Origin of the sequence: Paenibacillus sabinae T27 (genome assembly GCF_000612505.1) — a bacterium.
Classification (GTDB): Bacteria; Bacillota; Bacilli; order Paenibacillales; family Paenibacillaceae; genus Paenibacillus_AQ; species Paenibacillus_AQ sabinae.
Genome location: NZ_CP004078.1, coordinates 3358696 through 3382699, shown reverse-complemented (window position 1 = coordinate 3382699; position 24004 = coordinate 3358696). Strand labels below are relative to the sequence as shown.

At 54.1% G+C, this 24004-nt stretch carries 21 protein-coding genes and 1 pseudogene; 17 read left to right on the top strand and 5 right to left on the bottom strand.

Features of this window, described 5'->3' with window-relative positions:
* Window positions 1–37 precede the first annotated feature (37 nt).
* The 13 genes from PSAB_RS15560 (at window position 38) to PSAB_RS15495 (ending at window position 17644) form a co-directional block, all read left to right on the top strand.
* Window positions 38–1147 carry an iron-containing alcohol dehydrogenase family protein gene (locus PSAB_RS15560; protein WP_025335508.1) on the top strand — a complete coding sequence of 370 codons (1110 nt, stop codon included), beginning with the start codon at window positions 38–40 and terminating at the stop codon, window positions 1145–1147.
* Between the two features lie 202 nt (window positions 1148–1349).
* Window positions 1350–1724: a NifB/NifX family molybdenum-iron cluster-binding protein gene (locus tag PSAB_RS15555; RefSeq protein WP_025335507.1), complete on the top strand. Its 375-nt coding sequence runs from the start codon at window positions 1350–1352 to the stop codon at window positions 1722–1724.
* 303 nt (window positions 1725–2027) lie between these two features.
* Window positions 2028–3104 (top strand): galactose ABC transporter substrate-binding protein, encoded by a 1077-nt coding sequence (locus PSAB_RS15550; protein WP_025335506.1) that lies wholly within the window; start codon window positions 2028–2030, stop codon window positions 3102–3104.
* A gap of 142 nt (window positions 3105–3246) precedes the next feature.
* Complete coding sequence (locus PSAB_RS15545) at window positions 3247–4758, top strand: sugar ABC transporter ATP-binding protein (protein WP_025335505.1); 1512 nt, start codon at window positions 3247–3249, stop codon at window positions 4756–4758.
* 31 nt (window positions 4759–4789) lie between these two features.
* Entirely contained in the window at window positions 4790–5797 is a 1008-nt protein-coding gene (gene mglC, locus PSAB_RS15540; protein WP_025335504.1) for a galactose/methyl galactoside ABC transporter permease MglC, read from the top strand.
* Window positions 5798–5965: 168 nt separating this feature from the next.
* Window positions 5966–7918: a WG repeat-containing protein gene (locus PSAB_RS15535; RefSeq protein WP_025335503.1), complete on the top strand. Its 1953-nt coding sequence runs from the start codon at window positions 5966–5968 to the stop codon at window positions 7916–7918.
* Between the two features lie 202 nt (window positions 7919–8120).
* Window positions 8121–8837 carry a CAP domain-containing protein gene (locus PSAB_RS15530; protein ID WP_025335502.1) on the top strand — a complete coding sequence of 239 codons (717 nt, stop codon included), beginning with the start codon at window positions 8121–8123 and terminating at the stop codon, window positions 8835–8837.
* 329 nt (window positions 8838–9166) lie between these two features.
* On the top strand, window positions 9167–10108 hold the full coding sequence (locus tag PSAB_RS24640) for a GDSL-type esterase/lipase family protein (RefSeq protein WP_025335501.1): 942 nt from the start codon (window positions 9167–9169) through the stop codon (window positions 10106–10108).
* A gap of 18 nt (window positions 10109–10126) precedes the next feature.
* Window positions 10127–11110 carry an ABC transporter ATP-binding protein gene (locus PSAB_RS15515; RefSeq protein ID WP_025335500.1) on the top strand — a complete coding sequence of 328 codons (984 nt, stop codon included), beginning with the start codon at window positions 10127–10129 and terminating at the stop codon, window positions 11108–11110.
* Window positions 11103–12092: an ABC transporter permease gene (locus PSAB_RS15510; protein WP_025335499.1), complete on the top strand. Its 990-nt coding sequence runs from the start codon at window positions 11103–11105 to the stop codon at window positions 12090–12092. Before PSAB_RS15515 ends, PSAB_RS15510 begins: the two co-directional genes overlap by 8 nt.
* A gap of 65 nt (window positions 12093–12157) precedes the next feature.
* Entirely contained in the window at window positions 12158–14140 is a 1983-nt protein-coding gene (gene parE / locus PSAB_RS15505; RefSeq protein WP_025335498.1) for a DNA topoisomerase IV subunit B, read from the top strand.
* A 260-nt stretch (window positions 14141–14400) separates the two neighbouring features.
* Complete coding sequence (gyrA, locus tag PSAB_RS15500; RefSeq protein WP_025335497.1) at window positions 14401–16842, top strand: DNA gyrase subunit A; 2442 nt, start codon at window positions 14401–14403, stop codon at window positions 16840–16842.
* Window positions 16843–17203: 361 nt separating this feature from the next.
* On the top strand, window positions 17204–17644 hold the full coding sequence (locus PSAB_RS15495; protein ID WP_025335496.1) for a MarR family winged helix-turn-helix transcriptional regulator: 441 nt from the start codon (window positions 17204–17206) through the stop codon (window positions 17642–17644).
* A 265-nt stretch (window positions 17645–17909) separates the two neighbouring features.
* On the opposite strand, the gene PSAB_RS15490 is transcribed toward PSAB_RS15495, so the two are convergent.
* From PSAB_RS15490 to PSAB_RS15480, 3 genes are all read right to left on the bottom strand, one after another.
* Window positions 17910–18653 (bottom strand): RluA family pseudouridine synthase, encoded by a 744-nt coding sequence (locus PSAB_RS15490; RefSeq protein WP_025335495.1) that lies wholly within the window; start codon window positions 18651–18653, stop codon window positions 17910–17912.
* 5 nt (window positions 18654–18658) lie between these two features.
* A complete protein-coding gene (locus PSAB_RS15485; RefSeq protein ID WP_025335494.1) occupies window positions 18659–19522 on the bottom strand; it encodes a class I SAM-dependent methyltransferase in 864 nt (287 codons plus the stop codon).
* A 97-nt stretch (window positions 19523–19619) separates the two neighbouring features.
* Window positions 19620–20183, bottom strand: coding sequence for a GNAT family N-acetyltransferase (locus tag PSAB_RS15480; protein WP_025335493.1), 564 nt, complete (start codon window positions 20181–20183; stop codon window positions 19620–19622).
* Between the two features lie 196 nt (window positions 20184–20379).
* On the opposite strand from PSAB_RS15480, the gene PSAB_RS15475 reads away from it, so the two are divergent.
* Together PSAB_RS15475 and PSAB_RS15470 are read left to right on the top strand one after the other, a co-directional pair.
* Window positions 20380–20832: a flavodoxin gene (locus PSAB_RS15475; protein WP_025335492.1), complete on the top strand. Its 453-nt coding sequence runs from the start codon at window positions 20380–20382 to the stop codon at window positions 20830–20832.
* 2 nt (window positions 20833–20834) lie between these two features.
* Window positions 20835–21596 (top strand): hypothetical protein, encoded by a 762-nt coding sequence (locus PSAB_RS15470; protein WP_025335491.1) that lies wholly within the window; start codon window positions 20835–20837, stop codon window positions 21594–21596.
* 184 nt (window positions 21597–21780) lie between these two features.
* Here the strand turns inward: PSAB_RS15470 and PSAB_RS15465 are convergent, their stop codons facing one another.
* Both PSAB_RS15465 and PSAB_RS15460 read right to left on the bottom strand, forming a co-directional pair.
* Window positions 21781–22638 (bottom strand): GNAT family N-acetyltransferase, encoded by an 858-nt coding sequence (locus PSAB_RS15465; RefSeq protein ID WP_025335490.1) that lies wholly within the window; start codon window positions 22636–22638, stop codon window positions 21781–21783.
* 37 nt (window positions 22639–22675) lie between these two features.
* Entirely contained in the window at window positions 22676–22969 is a 294-nt protein-coding gene (locus PSAB_RS15460; protein ID WP_038595966.1) for a GNAT family N-acetyltransferase, read from the bottom strand.
* A gap of 105 nt (window positions 22970–23074) precedes the next feature.
* On the opposite strand from PSAB_RS15460, the pseudogene PSAB_RS25130 reads away from it, so the two are divergent.
* Both PSAB_RS25130 and PSAB_RS15455 read left to right on the top strand, forming a co-directional pair.
* Window positions 23075–23212, top strand: a pseudogene (locus tag PSAB_RS25130) (oligopeptide/dipeptide ABC transporter ATP-binding protein); the annotation flags it as partial.
* A gap of 157 nt (window positions 23213–23369) precedes the next feature.
* Window positions 23370–23996, top strand: a complete 627-nt coding sequence (locus PSAB_RS15455) for a 50S ribosomal protein L25 (RefSeq protein WP_025335488.1) — start codon at window positions 23370–23372, stop codon at window positions 23994–23996.
* Window positions 23997–24004 lie beyond the last annotated feature (8 nt).

Below are 24004 nucleotides of genomic sequence, written 5' to 3'. Positions count from 1 at the left end.
TGGCTTTTTTGTTGGCAAAATCAGGAGGAGCGGGTTTATGATAACGTTGAAAGCCCCGAAGACCTATATTCGCGAGAAGAACATTCTCGATTCGGCAGGTCCGCTAATTGCCGAAATTGGCCAAAACGCTCTCATTATCGGCGGAAATACGGCGCTTGCGCTGACAGGCAAGCACTTGCTGCCAAGCCTTGACGACGTGGGCGTACATTATCACGTGCATACGTTTGAGGGTGAATGTACCGCCGCAGCAATCACCCGCTATGCCCGTCTCGTACGCGAGACTGGTGCCGATTGCGTTATCGGCATCGGCGGCGGCCGGGTGCTCGATTTGGCGAAGGCGGCCGCCGAGGACGGCGGTGTTCCCGTCATTAGCGTTCCGACGATTGCCGCCACCTGCGCAGCCTGGTCCGCACTGACGATTATTTACGATGAAGAAGGAAGATATGCGTTTCCGCGTCCGCTTCAGGAATCCCCGCTGCTTGTTCTGGCGGATACGGCCGTTCTCGCTTCTGCCCCCGCCCGTTACCTGAAGGCAGGCATCGCCGATACGATCGTTAAATGGCATGAAGCGGAGCCTAATGCCGCTGGCCGGCCCGATCTGTCACTCAGCATCGGCTTAAGCGTATCGCGGCTTGCGCTCGATCTTCTTGATGAACAGGCGGTGGAGGCCTCTCAGGCAGCGGGCAGCGGCGCTATTACACCAGCATTTGCCGAGACCGTGGATGCCGTAATTGCACTGGCCGGTCTTGCGGGCAGCATTACGCAAGGAAATCCACGGGTGGCGTTGGCCCATTCGATTCATAACAGTCTGACCTTTCTTCCTGCAACCCACGGCAGCCTTCATGGAGAAAAGGTTATCTTCGGCTTAATCGTCCAGTTTGTACTTGCGGGCAAGACTTTACAGGAAATCAACGAGCTGATTTCATTTCTGTGTGAGCTTACGCTTCCCGTCACTCTGGAGCAGCTAGGTATTGGCGGCGACATTTCCGTTCAGGCGGCCAAAATCGCTGAGAGTGTGGATATTGATCCCGAAGCCCGGGAGCGGCTGGCGTTTGAAGTGAGCGTTCCGCTTCTGAAGGAAGCCATTCTTGCAGCCGACCGTTACGGCCGTGAGATTCTGGCCAGCAGAGCGGTCAGTATTAGTTAAGAACAGGATTACTTTTGCTGAATTGATGAAATCTTCCTTGCTTTCACCGCCGGATTTTCTTCCCTTGCATCTATTTTCATTGATAGATTTGCAGCTTTCATGCTAGAATTTCGCTACGCAGCGCCGTGTCAAGGCGGCCGTATGCCGTGCGGAGTTTCATATGGAAGGCTTGCAGGCGGCGAATGAGAAGGGAGATTGCAGAATGTCTTACAAACTGGCGGTAGGAAGCAGCGACGGAGAGCTTGTCGATCAGCATTTTGGAAGAAGCGAGCGGTTCTATATTTATGAAGTCAGCGATGAAGGTCAATGGGAGTTGCTGGAAGTCCGTGACAACGTTACGACAAGGGAGGAAGGAGAGCATCATACCGATGAGCTCAGCCGGACAGTCGATATGTTGAAGGACTGTAGCAAGGTGCTTGTGCTTCAGATTGGGCCGGGAGCGCAGCAGAGGCTGAAGCAGATCGGAATTTCGGTGTATTCCAGCAGGGGAACGGTCGAGGATGCGCTCGGCAAGCTGATTGCGTTCGAGAACAAGCGGAAGAACCGGGCGTTTCTTGACCGCGAGCAGGCGGAATGACGGTGGAAAGGGCCGCAGGATAACTTAATCAGCGGTCACCTGAGTTAAGGTTTGGGCAGACGCCAAAGTCGGCCCAAACCTTTTTTTTGCTTGAAAGTCTCCTCCACCCGCACAGTTCCCGCTGAAAATGCTGGATTTTGTCTGCCCAAGGAGGACAAGCTTAAAAATATGATATGAGAATTTTGCTAAAACTGAGGAGTATTTTATATTCGCAAACGCTTACATTTCCTGCATAATAAACATGTGCCCGGGAGCGAGGGGGCAAAGAGCAAAAAGACAAAATACCAGGAGGTCAAATTTCTTATGAAAAAAATCACTTCCGTCTTACTTGCAAGCGCATTACTCGGTGCTGCTCTGGCTGGCTGCGGCGGCAATAACAATTCGGCCAACTCCGGCGGCGCGGCGGCAACCGGTTCCGGCAATTCCGCAGGCAGCGGCGGCTCAGGCAAAACGCCAAAAGTCGGCGTAGCGATTTATAAATTTGACGATACCTTCATGACAGGGGTCCGCAACGCGATTGAGGAATCCGCCAAAGGCATCGCCGAGGTGGACATCGTGGACAGCCAGAACTCCCAGCCTACACAGAATGATAAGGTGGATTTGTTCCTTACCAAGAAATACAACGGCATGCTGATCAACCCGGTTGACCGGACGGCGGCGGGCGTTATTATCGATAAAGCGAAAGCGGCCAACACTCCGGTGGTGTTCCTGAACCGCGAGCCGCTCCCGGAAGATATGAAGAAGTGGGACAAGGTCTACTATGTAGGCGCCAAAGCGGAGGAGTCCGGCACACTGGAAGGCCAGCTTATCGTTGACTACTGGAAGGCTCATCCCGAAGCCGACAAGAACAAGGACGGCGTGCTGCAGTATGTGATGCTCAAAGGTGAGCCGGGACACCAGGACGCCGAGCTGCGCACGAAGTATTCGATTCAGGCGATTGAAGACGCCGGCATCAAGGTGGAGAAGCTGGCGGAAGACACTGCGATGTGGGACCGCGTAAAAGGCCAGGAGAAGATGGCCGCGTTCCTCGGCTCGCATGGCGATAAGATTGAAGCCGTTCTGGCGAACAACGACGATATGGCGCTCGGCGCGATCGAGGCATTGAAAGCCGCGGGTTACTTCTCGGGCGACAAATACATGCCGGTTGTAGGCGTTGACGCTACCGCTCCGGCAGTACAGGCGCTGGAAGAGGGAACGATGCTCGGAACCGTGCTTAACGATGCGAAGAGCCAGGGCAAGGCAGCGATCACGCTGGCCGCTCTGCTTGCTAATGGCGAAGCGCCGACGAAGGACAACGTGGGCTTTGACATTTCCGACAACCAGTACGTATGGATCTCCTACAAAAAGATTACAAAAGACAACGCATCCGAAGTTAAGTAAGCTTTTTGCGGCTTGGGGCTAGGCAGATTGCACGAACGGGGAGCGGTCCGCCGCTCTCCGGTGTTCCTTTTAAGGCAGGAGACAAGGATGGAACCGCTGTGCCTCTCTTGGACAAGAAAAATAGCGTAGGGGGCGTAAGACGATGGCTCAAAGCGAATATGTGCTGGAGATGAACAATATCACCAAGGAATTTCCTGGCGTCAAGGCGCTGGACGGCGTGACCCTGAAGGTCAGACCGGGCAGTGTTCATGCCCTTATGGGCGAGAACGGGGCCGGCAAATCCACACTCATGAAATGCCTGTTCGGCATTTACTCGCCGGATGGCGGAGAGATTTTTCTGGACGGCAGGAAGACGGTTATCCAGAATTCTAATGATGCGCTTAACAACGGTATTTCGATGATTCACCAGGAACTGCACCCGGTGCCGCACCGCAGCGTTATGGAAAATATATGGCTGGGGCGTTTTCCGACCAAAGGAATTGGACCGCTTCAATTTATCGATCACAAAAAAATGTATGCGGATACAGAAAAGCTGTTTAAGGATTTGGACATTGATCTGCACCCGGAAACCCTTGTGGGCAAGCTGTCCGTATCGAAAATCCAATCGATCGAAATCGCGAAAGCCGTCTCTTTCAACTCCCGCGTCATTGTCATGGACGAACCGACCTCATCCCTGACCAGCGTGGAAGTGCAGCATTTGTTCCGGATTATCCGGGATCTTAGACAAAGAGGCGTTGCCATTATTTATATATCGCACAAAATGGAAGAGATTCTGGAAATCTCAGACGAGGTCACGATCATGCGGGACGGCAAAAAAATCGGCACCTGGCCGGCGGCGGAAATGACGACCGATCTGATTATCTCCCGGATGGTCGGGCGCGATTTGACCAACCGTTTTCCCGAGCGCTTCAATGTGCCGGGGGAGGTGTTTCTGAAGGTCGAAGGGCTGACTTCCGCCGACCCGAGGTCGTTCAAAGATGTCTCCTTCGAGCTGAGGAGAGGCGAAATTCTTGGCGTCGGCGGTCTGGTGGGAGCCCAGCGGACGGAGGTGATCGAAGCGCTGTTTGGCCTGCGGGCGCTGAAGTCGGGAACGATCTCCATCGAAGGCCGGCCGGTCAAGATCGGTTCTCCGCAGGATGCGAAGAAATACGGTCTCGCCCTGCTGACGGAGGAGCGGCGCGTTACCGGGATTTTCCCGGTGCTGTCCGTCCATGAGAACGGGGCCATCGCTAACCTGGAGCGCTATCAGAAACTGTACTTCCTGCTGAACGGAAAGAAGAAAAAAACGGAAGTGGACAAGATGATCGAAAAGCTCCGCACCAAGACGCCGACCACGAAGACGCAGATTATGAATCTGTCGGGGGGCAATCAGCAGAAGGTGCTGCTGGCGAGATGGCTGCTCACGGAGCCGGAAATTTTGCTGCTGGACGAACCGACGCGCGGGATCGACGTCGGGGCCAAATTCGAAATTTATACCATCATTGCCGATCTGGCGAAGCAGGGAAAGAGCATCATTATGATTTCCTCCGAAATGCCCGAGCTGCTTGGAATGTCGGACCGTGTCATGGTGATGTCGGAGGGCAGGCTGACCGGCATCCTGGACGGCGCCTCCGCGACGGAAACCGAAGTGATGCGTCTGGCTGCCCAGCACTGATTCAGGACCATTTTTAGAGGAGGAACATCCAATGAACGCCAAAAAAGCGCAAAGCTTTATTACTCAAAATGCCATCTATCTCGTACTCGTTGTCCTGATTCTCGGCATCGCCGTGTACGAGCCGAGCTTCATGTCGGTCAATACGCTCCGCGACATTCTGATTCAATCGTCCACGCGGGTTATTATCGCTCTGGGCGTCGCCTTTATTCTGATCACGGCGGGAACGGACTTGTCGGCCGGGCGGGTCGTGGGCCTGACGGCGGTGATCTCCGCCTCGATGCTGCAAATCCCGGATTATTCACGCCGTTTCTTTCCGGATCTGCCGCAATTGTGGATCATCATTCCGATTGTCATCGCCATTCTGGCCGGTCTGCTGTGCGGTCTGATCAACGGCTTGATCGTTTCCAAGCTCAATGTCCCGCCATTTATCGCGACGCTCGGCACGATGGTTATGGTGTACGGCATCAACTCGCTGTACTTTGATATGAAACCGAACCAATCCCAACCAATCGGCGGCCTGCGCCCTGATTTCACCAATATAGGCTCCGGTTTTATTGGCAAAGGGCAGTATTCGATCCCGTATATCGTCATCATCGCCATCGTTGTCTCTCTCATTGTCTGGGTCGTCTTCAACAAAACGAAGCTCGGCAAGAACATGTACGCCATCGGCGGCAATATGCAGGCGGCCAAAGTATCCGGCATCAACGTTTCCAAGAATCTGATTTATCTCTATGCCATCGCCGGAGCCCTGTACGGTCTTGCCGGCGTGCTGGAAGCCGCCAGAACGGGCGGCGCGACGAACAACTACGGCAACATGTACGAACTTGACGCTATTGCGGCTTGCGTCGTCGGCGGCGTATCCACCACAGGCGGCATCGGCACGGTGCCGGGCGTATTGGTCGGCGTCGTTATTTTCACCCTGATCAACTACGGTCTGACCTTTATCGGCGTCAGTCCTTATTGGCAGCTCATTATTAAAGGCCTTATCATCGTGGCCGCGGTTGCCTTCGATATGCGGAAATACTCCTCGAAGAAGTAAGCAGGCGGCTCATCATACGATAGCCCAATTTTAAGAATTAAGGCCGCTTCCCGGACCGTCGGAAATTTTTCGCCGCCTGGGGGGCGGCTTTTCTGCGCCATCCCTCACACAATGGGCGTTTATCCCATATTCTATAGGCAAACGCCTTATGATTAGGGGGAGCGGTGCATGTTGAAAATTGATTTGAGCGGATCGCTGAAGGCCGGGAAGAACGCGGGGATAACGGCGGAAGTCTGGAAATGGGACGGGACGGGTTGGAATAGCCGCATTCCCCAGCCGGAAACGCGGTATGCCGAGAGCGCCTATGCGGTCGTTCCGTCCGAGCCCGGCTGGTACCGGATCGATGTCCGCGCAGCGGAGACGACCCTAATTGAAGGAAGCGACGCTAATGATGATGTTGGTCTGCGAGTTGTTTCGCTCCATCCTGCGCCTTTCAATTTGAAGGAGGGGAAGCTGTGGGGCTATATCGGCGACAATGGCCGGACCGTTATTGAACCACGCTACGACTACGCCGAGGAATTTCAGGATAACGGCCTTGCCGTCATCCAGCGAAAGGATGGCAGCGGATTAATCAACACAGCGGGCAAAGAAGTCGTGAAACCTATATACAACTATATCGGTCCCTTTGTAGAAGGGCGCGCCGTCGCGAGCGACAGCCGGGGCTATTTCCTGATGGACGAGAAGGGGAAGCCGCTCACGGGCCGCAGGTACGATTATCTGAATTCTCTGCATGATGGGCGCGCGCTGTTCAACACACAGGCGGAAGATCAGGGTCTCAAATACGGGTATCTGGACCGGAACGGCAGGGAAGCGATCCCGGCAAAATTCGAAGACGCAAATGACTTCAAGGATGGCAAAGCGCTGGTCAAGCTGCACGCGGGCGAGTTTGCGCTCATTGGGAAGAACGGAGAGGTTCTGCACACGTACTCCTTTCCTTTTGTCGGCAACCCCGGGGAAGGCTTGTTGGCTTACCAGGCGGAGGAAAACGGCCGTTACGGGTACATTGATGAAGAAGGAAATACAGTTATCAGTCCCCAGTTTACTTCGGCGATGCCTTTTTCCGAGGGACGGGCGGTCGTCAATATGGCAAAGAACTATGAGAACGCCTACGGCTTGATCGACAAGAGCGGGAAGTTTGTCATTCAGCCTCAATACGAATATATCCAGCAGCTTGGGGAGAACCGTGTCGCGCTCGGTACCCCCATTAACCCGGCAGAGGCGTATAAGGGGGTCGTGTACACTATCGCCGATGCAGTAACCGGCCGGATACTGAACACTCATCCGCTGCGCGGAGTGAATAACTACAGCGAGGGACTCGCTTCCGTCTACGACGAGAACGAGACGTATTTTATCGACCGAAGCGGCAGCCGTGCCGCTCAGCCGCCGGTTGTCCCGGGAGCGGGTACCCTTTCCTTCAGCGGAAGACTGATCAGAGCCGACGTGGATCAGCGCACCGCGTATTATGACCGGAACGGCAAGCAGGTGTGGAGACAAAATACACTCATTCCCCTTCGCCCTCCCTACGCCGTGGAGGAACGCAAGTTCAAGCCGGATTTCAATTATCTGGTCTACTACCCGTACGTCATGGGGATTTCCGATTCGCGAATATCCGCCCAGGTCAATGACAGATTGAGAAGGCTTTCGCTTGCCGATGCCGCCAGTGCCGGGGGCAGTGACAGAGACTACAGCTATACGGGCGATTTTTCCGTGTCCTTCTTCCGGAAGAATCTGCTGCAGCTTGAGCTTAGCGGTTACCGCTACCCGTTCGGGGCTGCGCATGGAATGCCGACCCGTATTTTTACCCCAATTGATCTGCGGACCGGAAGATTTTACGAACTAAAAGATCTGTTCAAACTTTCGATTCCATATACGGAAAGACTGAGCGAAATTGTCGGCAGGCAAATCAAGACTGACCCTCAATATTCCTATGTATTCCCCGATGCGTATAAAGGCATAGCACCTGATCAGCCGTTCTATGTCGACGGGGAGGCGCTCTACCTGTACTTCGCTCCTTACGAGATCGCCCCTTACTCGGCGGGCTTCCCGACCTTCCGGATTCCTTATGCCGAGATCATGGGCCTGATCAACACGGAAGGCGCATTCTGGCGGTCCTATCACTAGGCTAGCTGTATCCTGCCGGCTCATCTGCTTCGTTCTTCTCTCCGAAAAAGAATCATGGAACTCCCGAATGGCGGAAATTGGCACTCCATTCGGGAGTTTAGTATGTTACAATGACCAAGGAACATATTACAACTTTGTAATATTTGCCGCTGTTTTCTTTACATGGCGGACAACAATACAACCAGAATAAGGAGATGGCGGAATGAAGAGCAGAACGGTAAAAGCATTACTTAGCGGAAGCGTAGCGGCAGTGTTGGCTCTAGGCATATCTTTGCCGTCCCAGGCTGAAGCGGCCTCGCCGCAGGCAACACTCAATAACGGAATGAGCTTTGAACAGCTCATGCAATATTTGCAGCAAAATTATGGCCAGTCCATCACCGTTGATCTGACGGGCGATGTTGATTCCAAGCCGGCGGAATCCAAGCCGGAAGCTGCGCCGGCGGCAGAACCGGCCCCGGCAGAACCGGCCCCGGCCAAACCGGTGGAAGCTCCTGCGGCCAAACCCGCGGCTCCGGCGGTCAAAGCCCCTGAGGCGGCCCAGGCCAACAGCTCCGCTTTTGTCAAAGAGGTCGTATCTCTTGTCAATGAGGAACGCGGCAAAGCGGGACTCGCGCCGCTGGCTGCGCTTGACAGCCTGAACAAGGTCGCGGCGGCCAAAGCGACGGATATGCGTGCCAACAATTATTTCTCGCATACGTCCCCGACGTACGGATCGCCTTTTGATATGATGTCCGCTTTCGGCGTAACTTACAGCTATGCCGGCGAGAATATCGCCATGGGACAGCGCACACCGGAGGAAGTCATGAAAGCCTGGATGAACAGCCCGGGCCACAAAGCCAACATTCTGAGCAAAAATTTCAACTACATCGGTGTGGGCTTTGACAATAACTACTGGGCACAGGAATTTATCGGAAAATAAAAGCTTTATCCATCTCCGCCCTCCTGCTGGATTGCAGGACGGGCGGTTTTTTTAGCTTCTAAAGTCCATACCGGCAGATGAAAGCTGTAAGCCGCTATCAAGCTGAACACCAGCCCCGCCAGCATGTATACGGAGTAAACCAGCAGTGCTTTCAGGTTATCCGAAAAAGGATCTTCCAGGCAGAAGTTTCTGCCGACGGTTGGTCCTTTTTTTCATGGATTGGTTACGCTGGGCAAATCTTTGAAAAATGCGGTACATTTGCAAATTGCCGATAGAAGAATTATGTTTAAATACAAAACACATTGCGGAGCGGACGGGGGAGAATGATGTTGAACGATTTTAAATGGACCTGGCGGGCCGCAAGCCTTCTATCCATTGCGGCCACCCTTATGCTGTTAACCGGCTTTGTATATGCCGTGGGAGATATTATGTATCCGAAGGGTGCCGCTACGGCCGCCCAGACCCCGCAGAGCACGGCGGCTCCCGCTGCCGAAACGGGGGTACTGAAGATTGCGGCGGTCGGGGACTCGCTGGCCAAGGGAACGGGGGATAACACGGGCGAAGGCTTTGTCCGCCGGACCGTTACGGGCTTGTCCGATTCCGGGATGAAAGCCGAACTGGTCGGAAATCTCGGCATTAACGGGCTGACGACCGCCGGACTTGAGGACAAGCTGAAAGAGGAGGGCGTACAGTACGTCCTTCGCCAAGCGAATATTATTCTAGTTTCGATCGGCGGGAACGATCTGTTTCAGGGAGCGCAATCCATGCTGAATGAGGCATCGGGAGGAACGGCCCCTGAGGGCGGCGCACCCAATTCGGCGGGGACTACCGGCGGTGCCGGTTCTTCAGGCGCGGGCGCGGGAGCTGCCGGGGGCAATGCTGCCGTTAACGGCGGCGTCTCCGAGGGAAACGACGCTTTAAAGAATTTGACCCCCCAGAGGCTCCTCGCTGGTCTTCCCTCCGCTTCGAAGCGGCTGGAATCCATATTAACCGCCATTTCAAGAATTAATCCGTCGGCCAAGGTTTACTATATCGGGCTCTATAACCCTTTTGGGGATCTCCGGGAAATGCTTATCCCAGGCAATCAGGCCGTAACGGCCTGGAGCGGCGCTGCCATGGATATTATCAACCGCAATACGGATATGACGCTTGTTCCGGTGATGGATTTGTTTAACGGCCATCTTGACCAATATTTGTCCAGCGACCATTTTCACCCGAACGGGGACGGCTACCAGCGAATGGCGGACCGGATCGTTCAAGCGGTGCGCTAGAGGAAAGGAGCGGTGAACATGCAGGCGAACGAGAAAGAAATCGGACCGGGCAATGTGGTGTTATCCGTGAACGGAGTCCGCAAAAAAATCGGCCGCAAATGGATAATTGACAACGTCACCTTTGACGTAAGAGAAGGCGAAATTTTCGGGTTTCTCGGTCCCAACGGGGCTGGCAAGACGACCACCATTCGTATGCTTGTCGATCTGATCCGTCCGAGCGAGGGCTCCATTACGGTGTGCGGCTATAATGTCAACAAGTCGCCTGAAAAAGCGCTGCAATATGTCGGCTCCATCGTTGAAAATCCCGAAGTGTATTCGTATTTGACCGGCTGGGAGAATTTACAGCATTTCGCCCGCATGCAGCCGGGAGTGGACGAAGCCCGAATCGCCGAGGTTGTGGAAACGGTCCGGCTGGATCAGCGTATTCACGACAAGGTAAGAACCTACTCGCTCGGCATGCGCCAGCGCCTCGGCATCGCCCAGGCGCTGCTTGGACGCCCCAAGCTGCTCATCCTCGACGAGCCGACGAACGGCCTCGACCCCAAAGGCATCAAGGAACTGCGTGAATTTATCCGCAGGCTGGCGGATGAGGGAATGGCGGTGTTCGTTTCCAGCCATCTGCTGAGCGAGATTCAGCTGCTCTGCGACCGGGTCGCCATCATCAGCAGGGGCCGCGTGCTGGCCGTCGGCGGCGTGAGCGAGCTTGTCGCCCGCAATTCGCCTTATGTGCTGTGGGAGCTTGATCCGTATGAACGGGGAGCCGCCCTGCTGGAATCGAGAACGGGAATCCGGCTGGTCAATCCCGAAGAGCTGGACCTGGACGACACGGTGATGGCGAATATGCGACCCGGCTCCGCCGTAACAGTTATGGACGACGAAGACGTTCCCGAAACCGTTGCCGCCCTGGTAACCGCCGGGGTCGAGGTCAGGGCCGTGCATAAAATCCATCCGACACTGGAACAGCTATTCTTGAAACTGACGGAGGGTGAGACCATTGATTAGCCTGCTGCCGCTCATCCGCAATGAGAGCATGAAGATCATTAAGAAGAAGCGCTTTTATGTTATCCTGCTCATCCTCCTCGTCCTTGTTCCGATGTTCACTTATGCCCAGATGCGCTCCGCCGAGAGGAACCGGGAGAAGTTCAGCTCCGACTGGCGTCTGGAATTGCAGCAGCAGATCACCGATAATGAAAATTCGCTAAGCAGCAGCCGCATTCCGGAGGAATGGAAGACTTACCGCCGAATTTTTATACAGCAGATGCAGTATTATCTCGATCATGACGTAAATCCGAACGAACCGAGCGGCGTAACCTTTACCCGCGAGTTTCTGGATAATTCGATCTCCCTGTTCATCCCGCTGCTGATTATGGCGGTCGCTTCGGATATCGTATCCGGTGAACGCACGACGGGAACGATCAAAATGCTCCTGACCCGGCCCGTCAAGCGCTGGAAGGTGTTGATGAGCAAATTGATCGCGCTGCTCATGTTCGTGTCGCTGATAATTTTGTCCGTCTTTCTGGTCAGCTATCTGATTTCCGGGATCGCCTTTGGCTACGGCGGGTTCAACGTCCCGGTGTTCACCGGCTTTCAGCTCAGCGGAGACACGGTTGATATGTCCGCGGTCCATTCGGTTCCGCAATGGGAGTATCTGCTGATGCAGTGCGGACTTATCTGGTTCGTCAGCGTCGTCGTCGCCCTGCTGGCCTTCATGGTATCGGTGCTGTTCCGCAGCACGGCCGCCAGCATCGTCGTGATGATGGCGGCGCTCATCGCCGGCACGATCCTGACCAATATGGCCTCGGCCTGGACCTCGGCGAAATATCTGTTCATGGTCAATCTGGGCCTGACGAATTACCTCTCGGGCTCTCCCGCGCCGATTGCGGGGATGACCCTGCCGTTTTCCCTTGCGGTATTGGGCGGTTGGGCGGCCGTTTCCGTGATCATTTCATTCGTCATCTTTACGAAAAGGGATATTTTGAATTAGAATGTACAAAGTAACCAAAACATTTGTTTGCATTTTGGGATTAGAGAAGAGAAGGGGGAACATGAATGTTCGAACAGGTCGATATGTTCGCTGAAGTCACAAAAAACGGCGCAGCAGACCGGACTGGATACGATGCTGACGACATTCAGGTGCTTGAAGGACTGGTTGCGGTCCGCAAACGGCCCGGCATGTATATTGGCAGTACGAGTTCCTCGGGACTGCATCATCTGGTATGGGAAATCGTAGACAACGCTGTAGACGAGCATTTGGCGAAATTTTGCTCGAAAATTGACATCACGCTGCGCAAGGACGGATCGGTGACCGTAACTGACAACGGACGCGGCATTCCGACCGGAATGCACAAGACGGGCATTCCTACGCCGCAGGTAGTATTCACCATGCTGCACGCGGGCGGCAAGTTCGGAGGCTCGGGCTATAAGAAATCCGGCGGCCTGCACGGCGTTGGCGCCTCCGTGACGAACGCCTTGTCGGAATGGCTTGAGGTGGAAATATACCGGGAAGGCAAGATCCATCGCCAGCGTTTTGAATATTGGGTTGATAATAACGGGAAAGAACATGTCGGCGAACCGGTCACGGGGCTTGAAGTATTGGGCAATACGAACAAGACCGGTTCGAAGATTATGTTCAAGCCGGATATTCGCGTGTTTCAAGGCGGTATTTCGCTGAACTACGACACGCTTTCCGAACGGCTTCAGGAAATTGCTTTTCTGAACTCGGGTCTGCGTATCACGCTGACAGACGAGCGGAGCGGCCGCCAGGACGAGTATTATTACGAGGGCGGAGCGAGCGAGTTCGTCCGCTATTTAAACGAAGGCAAGGACGTGCTGCACGACGTCATCCATTTCAGTGCCGAGAAGGATGAAATTGAAGTGGAGGTTGCGATCCAGTACAACGGAGGGTATACCGAGACGATCGCTTCGTTCGTGAACTCGATTCCGACCCGCAGCGGCGGTACGCATGAGACGGGCTTCAAGACGGCGTACACCCGGGTTATGAACGACTATGCCCGGCGCACGGGGCTGCTGAAAGAGAAGGACAAAAATCTCGATGGCGGGGACCTGCGCGAGGGGATGATGGCTGTCATCAGCATCAAGATGTCCGAGGTCGAATTCGTGGGCCAGACGAAGGACCAGCTTGGCAGCGCTTCGGCGCGCAGCGCGGTCGACTTTATCGTCTCTGAGAATATGCAGCGCTTTCTTGAAGAGAATCCGCAGGTGGCGCAGAGCCTGCTGAAGAAATCCATTCAGGCGGCCAGGGCGCGGGAAGCGGCGCGCAAGGCGCGCGACGAAATCCGCAGCGGCAAGAAGCGCAGCGAGGGCACGAACCTTGGCGGCAAGCTTACCCCCGCGCAGTCCAAGGATTTCTCCCGCACGGAGCTGTTCATCGTCGAAGGCGATTCCGCAGGAGGCTCGGCCAAGCAGGGACGCGACTCGAAGATTCAGGCGATCCTGCCGCTTAAGGGCAAGCCGATGAATCCAGAGAAGGCCAAGCTGGCGGAAATTTTGAAGAACGACGAATACCGGGCGATCATTTCCGCAATCGGCGCGGGGATCGGGTCCGATTTTGCGGTAGAGGACAGCAACTATTCCAAGATCATCATTATGACGGATGCGGATACCGACGGCGCGCATATTCAGGTGCTGCTGCTGACGTTCTTCTACCGGTATATGAAGCCGCTGATCGACGCGGGAAAGGTGTATATCGCCCAGCCGCCGCTTTACAAGCTGACCCGCAAATCGGGCAAGCTCGAAACGGTTCGTTACGCCTGGACCGACGAGCAGCTGCAGAATTATCTGAAGGAATTCGGCAAGAACTTCGAGCTTCAGCGCTATAAAGGTCTCGGCGAGATGAATCCCGATCAGCTGTGGGAAACGACGATGAATCCGGAGACGCGCACCATGCTTCAAGTGCAGATCGAGGATGCCGCCAAGGCGGAGCGCCGCGTGTCCACGCTGATGGGCGACAAGGTCGACCCGCGCAAGCGCTGGATCGTCGAGAATGTTGATTTTACCGAGATTGTGGAGTAGTGACGAGACATAATTCTAAGTGTTCTCGTTACAAAGTGACGAGAATTTCGGTATTTAAAAACTTGGAGAATGAAGAGCGCAGCGGCGGAATTGTCTTGGAGGAGCGTCAGCGTTCGCCTTTGTCCCCGAATATCAACCTTTGAATAATATTAAAGATATTTGGGGACAACAGCGACCGGAAGGACAATCCGCAGCGGAGCGTCTCCCATTCGCCATACTTTTTACAAAAGGCGACAGTTTGAGGAACAGAAGGTGAATGCATGAGCAGTTTATCCGAACAATTTTTGCCGGCATTTCTGGAGGAGGTCGTGGGCGACCGCTTCGGCCGGTATTCCAAATATATTATTCAGGACCGGGCCATTCCCGATGTCCGCGACGGGCTGAAGCCCGTTCAGCGCCGGATTCTGTATGCCATGTATGATTCGGGCAACACACCGGACAAGCCATACCGCAAGTCGGCCAAAACGGTCGGTGACGTCATGGGCAACTATCATCCTCATGGCGACTCGTCCATCTATGAAGGCATGGTAAGAATGGCGCAGCCTTGGAAAATGGGGCATGTGCTCGTCGACGGACACGGCAACTGGGGTTCGATGGACGACGACCCGGCAGCAGCCATGCGCTATACAGAGGCCCGGCTTTCGCCGATCGCCATGGAAATGATGCGCGATATCGAGAAGCGAACCGTGCTGTTCAAGGACAACTTCGACAATACGGCAAAGGAGCCGGTCGTCGTCCCTTCACGATATCCAAATTTGCTCGTAAACGGTACAAGCGGCATTTCGGCCGGTTTTGCTACTGAAATTCCGCCGCATAATTTGCGCGAGACGATTGACGCCTGCATTGCGGTTATGCAGAAGCCTGAGATCGAGCTCGAAGAAATCATGACCTTTATGAAAGGCCCGGATTTCCCGACTGGCGGGCTCATTATGGGCGGCGACGGGATTATGGACGCTTACCGTTCAGGCAAAGGACGCATTTATCTGCGCTCCAAGACGGAGTTTGAGAATTTACGCGGCGGCAAGCAGCAGATCGTCATCACCGAAATTCCATTTCAGGTGGTTAAATCCCGTCTCGTTACGGCGATGGAGAATATCCGTCTGGAGAAAAAGGTTGAGGGCATCGCCGAAGTGCGCGACGAGAGCGGCCGGGAGGGTCTGCGGATCGTCGTCGAGCTGAAGAAGGAGGCCGACGCGCAGGGGATTTTGGCATACCTGCTCAAGAAGACCGACCTGCAAATTACGTATAACTTCAACATGGTGGCCATCGTCAACAAAGCGCCGCAGCAGCTTGGCCTGAAATCCATTCTGGAAGCGTATATCGCTCATCAGCGGGAAGTGGTTACGCACCGGACCCAGTTCGATCTGGAGCGGGCGGAAGACCGGGCGCATGTTCTGGAAGGTCTGGTCAAAGCGCTCAATATTCTGGATGAAGTGATCGCTGCGATCAAAGCGTCCAAGAACCGCCAGGATGCCCAGAATAATCTCGTATGGATGTTTGGTTTCAGCGAAAGACAGGCGGATTCCATCCTGACACTCCAACTGTACCGACTGACCAATCTGGAAATTAGGACGCTGGAAAAAGAACTGGAGGAGACGCAGCGCAAGATCTTGACGCTGCGCGGAATTCTGGAGAGCGACAAGAAGCTGGTCGGCGTCATCCGCAAGGAGCTGCTGGAAATCCGCGACAAATACGGCATCGACCGCCGCTCCGCCATTCAGGGCGAGGTGGAAGAGCTTAAGGTCAGCCTCGAGGCGCTGGTAAATGCGGAGGATGTGCTTGTTGCGCTGTCGGCGGACGGCTATATCAAGCGGACGAGCATGCTGTCCTTCACCCGCTCCGGCGGCGAACGGAACGCGTCCGGAGTCAAGGAAGGCGACTATATCACCCGGATTCTCGACGTCAATACGCGGGACAGTCTGCTGGTGTTCACAGGCAAAGGACAGTATTTCCTGCTTCCTGTGCATCAGATTCCGGAATTCAAATGGAAGGACCCCGGCACCGCAATTGTCAATGTAATCGGTCTTTCCAAGGGAGACGGCATTGCCGGAATCATACCTGTCAGCAATTTCGAAGAGCCTGGCCGCAGCCTGATTTTTGTGACGCGCAAGGGGCAGGTGAAACGCACCGAGCTGAAGGAGTACGTCACCTCCCGCAGCGGAGCCATTGCCGCCTGCAAGGTAGGAGCCGAAGATGAGGTGCTTACGGTTATGCTAAGCGAAGGGGATCAGGATTTGGTCTTAGTCACCCGGGAAGGCATGAGCATCCGTTTCCGCGAGAACGAGGTGAACCCGATGGGCCGCGTGGCGGCTGGCGTCAAAGGCATTCAGCTGAAGGAAGGCGATGAGGTGGTTGCCTGCTTCCGGGTGACGGACGATGAAGGAGAGATTCTCGTTTTATCCGACATTGGTTATGGCAAACGCAGTCTGCTTCTGGATTATGTCCCGCAGAGCCGGGGCGGCAAGGGCGTGCCGACCTTTGAATTCAAGGAAGGCAAACGCGTCCGTCCGAACGGCAGCCGGATTGCCGGGGCATTCTACTGCAGGGAGACATTGGAATTGACGGCCATCACACGCGAAGGAGAGATCCTTAGCTTCTCCTCGGAGGCTGCGCCGATTGATGAACGACGTTCGACCGGCAAGCTTCTCGTCCCGGTTGTGAAGAAAGACGAAATCGTCAGCGTGCAAATTAGCGTGAAGTAGAACGGATTTTCTCGAATACAGGCTTTGTCCCCATTGACATCCACGCTCCTTTTTCGACAAGAGCGCGGATGTCTTTTCTTGTATGGCATGTCATGTCGAATAACCAAACGACAAATTTAGCCGCATCGGAACGAAGTGTCGAAAGCGTTTTATTCCGGGCACACCGGATTGACAATCTGGTTCATTTTGGTATTTAATAGATTTTAAAATTTGGTTCATTCGTGATCCAAGCTTTGAGATATTGCTGTTAGGCCGTTAAAAGTTTATGGGGTTATTTATTTTTTCCTGATGCAGGAAAAGCAAACTCTTCACCGAACATATTTTTATAACGGATCATTTGCCGAGAAAGGAAGGAACAAATGTGAACTCCTTTGAATTTAGTAAAATATGGCACAAAATTCTCAAAGACTATAAGGTTCATATGGATACAAAGCTTGCTCCTACGCTTACTGACGCCCAACTGACCGTACTTGAGCTTGTTCAGGAACGGGGAGCAGCGAAGCCTTCTGACCTCGCCCCGCATCTGGCCACCAGCCCTGCGGCGGTTACCATGCTGCTCGACCGGATGGAGCGGGGCGGGCTGATTATCAGGGACAGGGATGCCGCCGACCGCCGGATCGTCTGGGTCAGCATCACCGATCTTGGAAGAAGGGAAGCAGCGCGGGGCCTTAAGGTCCGCAGCGATTTTTTTGCGGAAGTGCTGGACCATATCTCGGCCCACAACCAGCAGCTGCTGCTGTACTTGATGGGCAAGCTCGTAACCCCGGGGAATGAAATCGCTCCGCTGGAGATGAGCAGGTAACTCGAAGCAGCAGAGCAGACCGTCCGCTGCCGGAGGCAGTAGCGTGTGCTGTAGTCCTTACTTCGCAGCACCAATACTGAGCGTGTATATCACTTCACAAAATACGCCGGATCATGCCTTATCAGGAATTCGCCATCCTGCTGAACAGGCAGCACAAAAAAGCGGGCCTATTCTCTTTTGAGCTTAGACCCGCTTCTTCCTTTTCGCGAACACACTTTGCCGGCACCTTTCCTGGCACGCAGCGTGCCAGCCCTTGAATCTTCCCTTACCGGAGCGCTCCCTCCTGCAGCTTCTCAGGCCACAAGTCCCATGGGTATTGCCGAGGAGGCAGGGAAATCAGCTCGACTTCCTGCTTGGTCACGGGATGCGGAAAGCCGACAAGCGAGGACCACAGCGCGATTTGCTGACCGGGCTTGTTGACGGCCGCTCCATACTTCTGATCACCGTACAATGGGCAGCCGGCATGGGCAAGCTGTACGCGGATCTGATGCGACCGGCCGGTCAGCAGGTCCACCTTCACTAGGCTGAGACCCTCGGCAAATCCCAGTACCGTGTAGTCCAGCACGGCTTCCTTGCCGCCCGGTGTGCCTTCCCGGACTACGGTGACCGTGTTCGTCTTGGCGTTCTTGAGCAGGATATCTCTCAGCCGACCGCTTGCTGCGGGAAGCTTGCCGTGGACAACGGTCAAATACCCTTTCCGAAAGCTCCGGCTGCGGACGCTCTCCGAGAGCCGCGAGGCGGCCTTGGAGGTCTTGGCGAAAATCATGGCCCCGCCGACAGGCCGGTCCAGCCGGTGCACCAGCCCCATAAAGACGTTGCCGGGCTTATTATACCGCCGTTTAACATCCTCCTTCAGCAGGGTCAGCAGGTCGGTGTCGCCGGTTGCATCCTCCTGTACGGGAATATTAACCGGTTTTACGATTCCGAGGAGATGATTGTCCTCAAATAAAATGTCAAAAGAAGCCGGGGGCTGTCCTTCCTCCCGGCCGCCATTCACGCTCTGCGCCATCGCTCTTAAGACTCCCAGCGGGCGAGAATACCGCAAGGCAGATTCAGCCCGGAAGAGGTGATCGGCAGTCCGATTTCCCCGGCGCTAAGCTTGCCCCCGAAACGGGATTTCATGGTCATGGACAGCATGTTTTCCAGAACAGTTGGGGAAATGCCGGTTGTATAGGAATTGATGAGCAAGAAGAGCGGGTTATCGCTCAGAATGCTCAAGCAGCTTTCCAGGAACGGGTACAAGCTCTGCTCAAGCTTCCACATTTCGCCGCCAGGTCCTCTTCCGTAGGAGGGAGGGTCCATAATAATCGCGTCATACTTGTTGCCCCGGCGCTGCTCGCGCTGCACGAATTTGAAGACATCGTCGGTGATGAAGCGGACCGGACGTTCTCCAAGGCCGGACAGCTGCAGGTTTTCTTTTGCCCATTGGACCATGCCCTTGGCGGCATCTACGTGCACGACAGATGCGCCCGCGCTGGCTGCCGCTACGGTGGCCCCACCGGTGTATGCGAACAGGTTAAGCACCTGTATTTTGCGTCCCGCACCCGAAATCTTGTCCATCATCCAGCTCCAGTTGGCCGCCTGCTCCGGGAATAACCCGGTGTGCTTGAAGTTTGTTGGACGCAGATGGAACTTAAGCTTGCCATAGCTAATGCTCCAACTGTCCGGTATGCTCTTCTTCATTTCCCACTGGCCTCCGCCCGATGAGCTGCGGTGATAATGCCCGTGGACATTCCGCCACTGCGCGGTCTCGCTTACAAGCGGCCATATAATTTGCGGGTCCGGGCGCCGAAGAATGATATCTCCCCAGCGTTCCAGCTTTTCTCCGCCTCCTGTATCGATAATCTCATAATCTTTCCAGTCCCGAGCCATGTACATGTTAATCCATCCTTCAAGAAGTCATTTAGCCTATATTGTACATCATTTTGCCGGTTCTTAACAAACCGTGGAAGTGCTTGAGCACGCGTAGAGCTGCTTATTTTTCAAACGGCTGCATTTGATACATCAGAATCAAGTCGGCATAATGGTCCATGCCAAGCTTGATCTGTTTATGTCTTCTCCCTTCCTCCTTAAAGCCTAGTTTACGGTATAGCTGAATGGCATTTTCATTGGAAGAGAACACCTCGAGACAAATTTTTTCAATAGCGGAGCACGTGCCAGCCCAATCCAGAATTGCTGCAATCAACTTTTTCCCGATACTTTGTCCCCTCCAGGCGGGTGTCAACATCATGCCGACCTCACGCAGGTGAGAACGTCTTTCGAGCGAAGGAGTGTAGAGAATCAGCCAACCGACAACGGTATCATTTACTGAAGCCGCTAAAAAAAGCTCACTGGGATGATCGGCCACCTTACAGATTAAATCATGATAGCTTTCAGACGTCTTGTTAAATTCATTTTGTGCAGTTATAACATAGTCATTCTCTTCAACAACCTTGCGATGAATAGAAAGGACAGCGGGAGCATCATCTGGAACAGCAGATCTGATTATCACGGACATTCCCGAGTCCAATTCATATTTTTGCGCGTGCAGTATGGCCATTTCAGTCCCCCCTAAAGAATAAAAATATTATAATTCAAGCTCTTAATCCGGGCTGTGAGAAACGCAGGAGGCAATCCGCATAAAAGATAATTGACACTGATAATCATTATCAATAAAATAGATTTATGTCCTGCACGGTTGCTGGGGATGAGATGCACATATGAATGGTTTGAACGAATGGGGGAAGAAGCGGACGATGGCAAAAATTTTGGTGGTCTATGCGAGCATGACCGGCAATACCGAGGAAATCGCGGAGTTAATCGCGGAGGGAATCCGTCAATCGGGCCAAGAGGCGGTTCTGAAATCGGTCACCAGCTGCAGCGCCTTCGAAATCGCATCCTATGAAGGAGCGGTTGTGGGAGCTTACACCTGGGGAGACGGAGAACTGCCGGATGAATTCCTCGATTTCTATGAAGAGCTGGAGGAGACCGAGTTGTCCGGCCACAAAACTGCCGTGTTCGGAAGCGGTGACACCGGATTTGAGATATACTGCGGCGCGGTTGATTTGATAGAGGAAAAACTGAAGGAAAGAGGGGCCGCCATTGTGCAGTCAAGCTTGAAGATCGAGTACGGGCCGACTTCCGCGGAGAAAGACGAATGCCGTAAGTTCGGGCAGCGTTTTGCCGAGCTCTGCTTGGCGGTATCTTGAAGATGAATACGGCATATTGTACACCAGTCAATCAGGCGCCCCGGCTGCCGAAACTTTATGATTACGTCGTGGAGCGTGCACTGCTGGATATGGCGGAACAATGCGCCTGCGGCGGAAAAGGCCTACCTCTGTGGCGGCAGCAGGTTCAGTATGCGGTCGGCCACACGCTCAATGATTATTACAGCTTGACCCCCGAAGTGCGTAGGCAGACGCCAATTCAATTTCTTCTGGAGCGAAGATGGCCGCCTTCGGCCCGCTGCTTTCTATCGCTGAGCCACTATTGGGAAGTCAAGGATACGATATGCGATGAGCTGATCCGGATGACCAGCGGCAGCGAAAGGGATGAAATGCCGTTCATGCTGTATGAGCAGTGGTATGTGCCCGTACCCGAGCTTCAAATGAATCTCTCTATGATTTTTCATCTGGTCTGGCACGCCCGGAGAGAAGGAAGCGGACTGAAGGTGCAGAAATATATGGTTCGCAGAAATGAGGAGGTCGTCTCGGCATTTTTGCATATGACCAACGTATTTTGCCGCAAGGCTTACGGCAGGCCTCCCGAGTGCGTGGAGATTCATTTTCTCATGGACAAGGAGATGCGCAGATACGAGGGAGATTCCTTAACGCTTGAGGCCTCGCTCGATTATTTGAGGCTGCTGTCAAATTTAAACGGCGAGCTGGACACACTGGTGCAAGACTGTAAGGCAGAGGAGGACGAGGGATGCAAAAGCGGCGAGGATGCTTTATTAAAACCGCTGCTCATGTAGCCGCAAATCCGCTTACTTACAGCCAATCAATCCGCAAACCCGCCAATCCGATTGCAAAAAGGCCCTGCGCACCGATACCGGTGTTTCGCAGGGCCTGATTTTGTTTTGAGCGCATTCTGCTGTTTAAACAGCAAATGAAACTGAGGTAAGCACGCACCAGTTCCTATGAGGCTTCCGTCATCAACTAGCCGACATAACGTAAATAGTCCTGCTTGTTCGTGACAACAAATCCGCAGCTCTCATACAGCCTCAGCGCATTCGGATTATCCAGCGCGACTTCGAGATTGACTCCGTTGCCGCTGCGCTTTTCCCGCTGGATGGTCTGGAGGAGAGCGCTGCGTCCGATGCCTCTGCCTCTCAGCTTCTCATCAACGGTAAACCCGTAAATCCACGTTTCGTGATGCTCCGTCCACAGCCGCAGCTTTCCTGCCGGCTGTCCTTCCAGCTCGATGATGATGTGCTCGTTGCTGTCTTCCTCCACGAATTCATCGTACATGTTCGCAGCGTCTTGGGGCGTCATGCCGAACCCTGCGCTGTCGAGAGCGACGAGCAGAGGGACTTCATCGGCGCGTGCGGGCCGGAGAATGACATGGTCATCCGGCAGAATCTTGTTCTCAAAGGCTGAGCGTTCATCGGCCTTCTCTTCGTGCCACTTCATCTGGTATTCCGCATGATCGAAAGCGAGGGGCAGCGTCTTCAGAAAGCCGACAGCGGATTTGGAAGCCGCCGGCGCATTCAGCAGCACGTTATGTGCTCCCTGGCGGGCGATATAGCTCTGTGCCCGTTTCCATAGCGAGCTGAAAATGCCGCGCCGCCGGTAACCCGGACGTACCATGCCGCATACTTCGATTTCGCTGCCGAAGCTGTACAGCCCGATAAATCCGACCAGCAGCTCATCCTCGTAGGTAACGAACCATTCGGCGCCGCCGCCCCCGGGTTCCCTGCGCAGGGATTCCCAGTTGAGCTTCAGCGAAAGGTCTTCATATTCCTCGCAGCGCTGCTGCAATTCTTCAATTTGTTTCAGTGTTTCATGTGTCGTCAAACCCGTCATCCTCCTAGGGACACACGCGAATACGGGCTTATCCCCTGGGCGCGTTTTCGCTCAGGACATCCGAATATTCGGCGTGTTTTTTGAATTGATGTGCCGCATATGAGCACTCAGGTACAATCTTCAACTGCTCCTCACGGGCCTTGTCCACTACCGCCCGTACCAACTGTTCTCCGGCTCCCTGACCGCGCAGATCTTCCGAAACAAAGGTATGGTCAATGACCAAATCCCCGCTGTTCTCTTCCAATCTGTATGTAATTTCGGCCAGGTCCTTACCTTCGCCGGCAATATAAAATCGGCTTTCTCCGGTTTGAATTTGCGTCATATTCTTCACTCCTGTTCTGTGTAATGTCTTTATTTTACTACCCGATATTGGAAAAAGCGAGGCTGTCTGCTTAACTGCAAAGCGTGCTTGAACAGCTCCCTCCGCATTCCGAGCCCGGCGAATCCGCCCTCCGGTTGCAAATTTCATACCCGCTGCCCGTTTGCCGTAGAGCGCTGCAAGGTAGAAATTCCGCGTTTCCGCGACACTGGCGGGGGACACTATGTTGCGTGCCATTTGGTTTGAGTACTATTTAGGGACGCAAATATTCCCTTTTTTTGACTTCTTTCGGCTATAGTGCTATATTGATTCCGATAAAGGCAATATGGTTAATAAGAGACTGATTAGAATACGATCTAATCGGTCTTCTATTTTTTGAATCCATCCTTAGGAGGAATTGGCAATGAGTGAAACAGTACGTTTGATCGAAAGAGCCGGGAAGCCTGCCGCGCAGCGGAGACAAGGCCTCGTGCCTGTCGTTATCTACGGTGCGGGTTCGGAGTCTCTTTCCTTAAGCGCGGATGCAAAAACAGTAGACGGTATTCTGAGCAAAAATCCGCGGGCGGTTTTAAAAGCGGAACTGCCGGCATCCGGCACTAAAGATGTAATTATCAATGAAGTGCAGCGCGAGCCCTTGAGCAAGAAGCTGCTGCACATTGATTTTCATGTGATCGATTTGAAAGCTGAGCTGGATACCAAGGTAGCTCTGCATTTTACAGGTACACCGGCTGGCGTGAAGAGCGGAGGCGTGCAGACCGTCGAGCTGCATGAGCTTGAAATCCGTACACTACCCGATAAATTGGAATCCGTATTCGAAGTTGACACCAGCGCCTTAGAGATTGGCGATCATCTGCTGGTTTCCGATCTTCCAAAGCATGAGGGCTGGGAAGTATTGACGGACCCCGAAACCCTGGTCGTCAAGATTCTGCCGCCGACCGTAACGGAAGAGCCTGCCGCCGAGGAGACGGAAGCGGAAGGTCCCGCAGCCGTGGAAGAAGCGGCCGAGGGTTCGGAAGGCAAGGAAGCCTGATTTCGTAC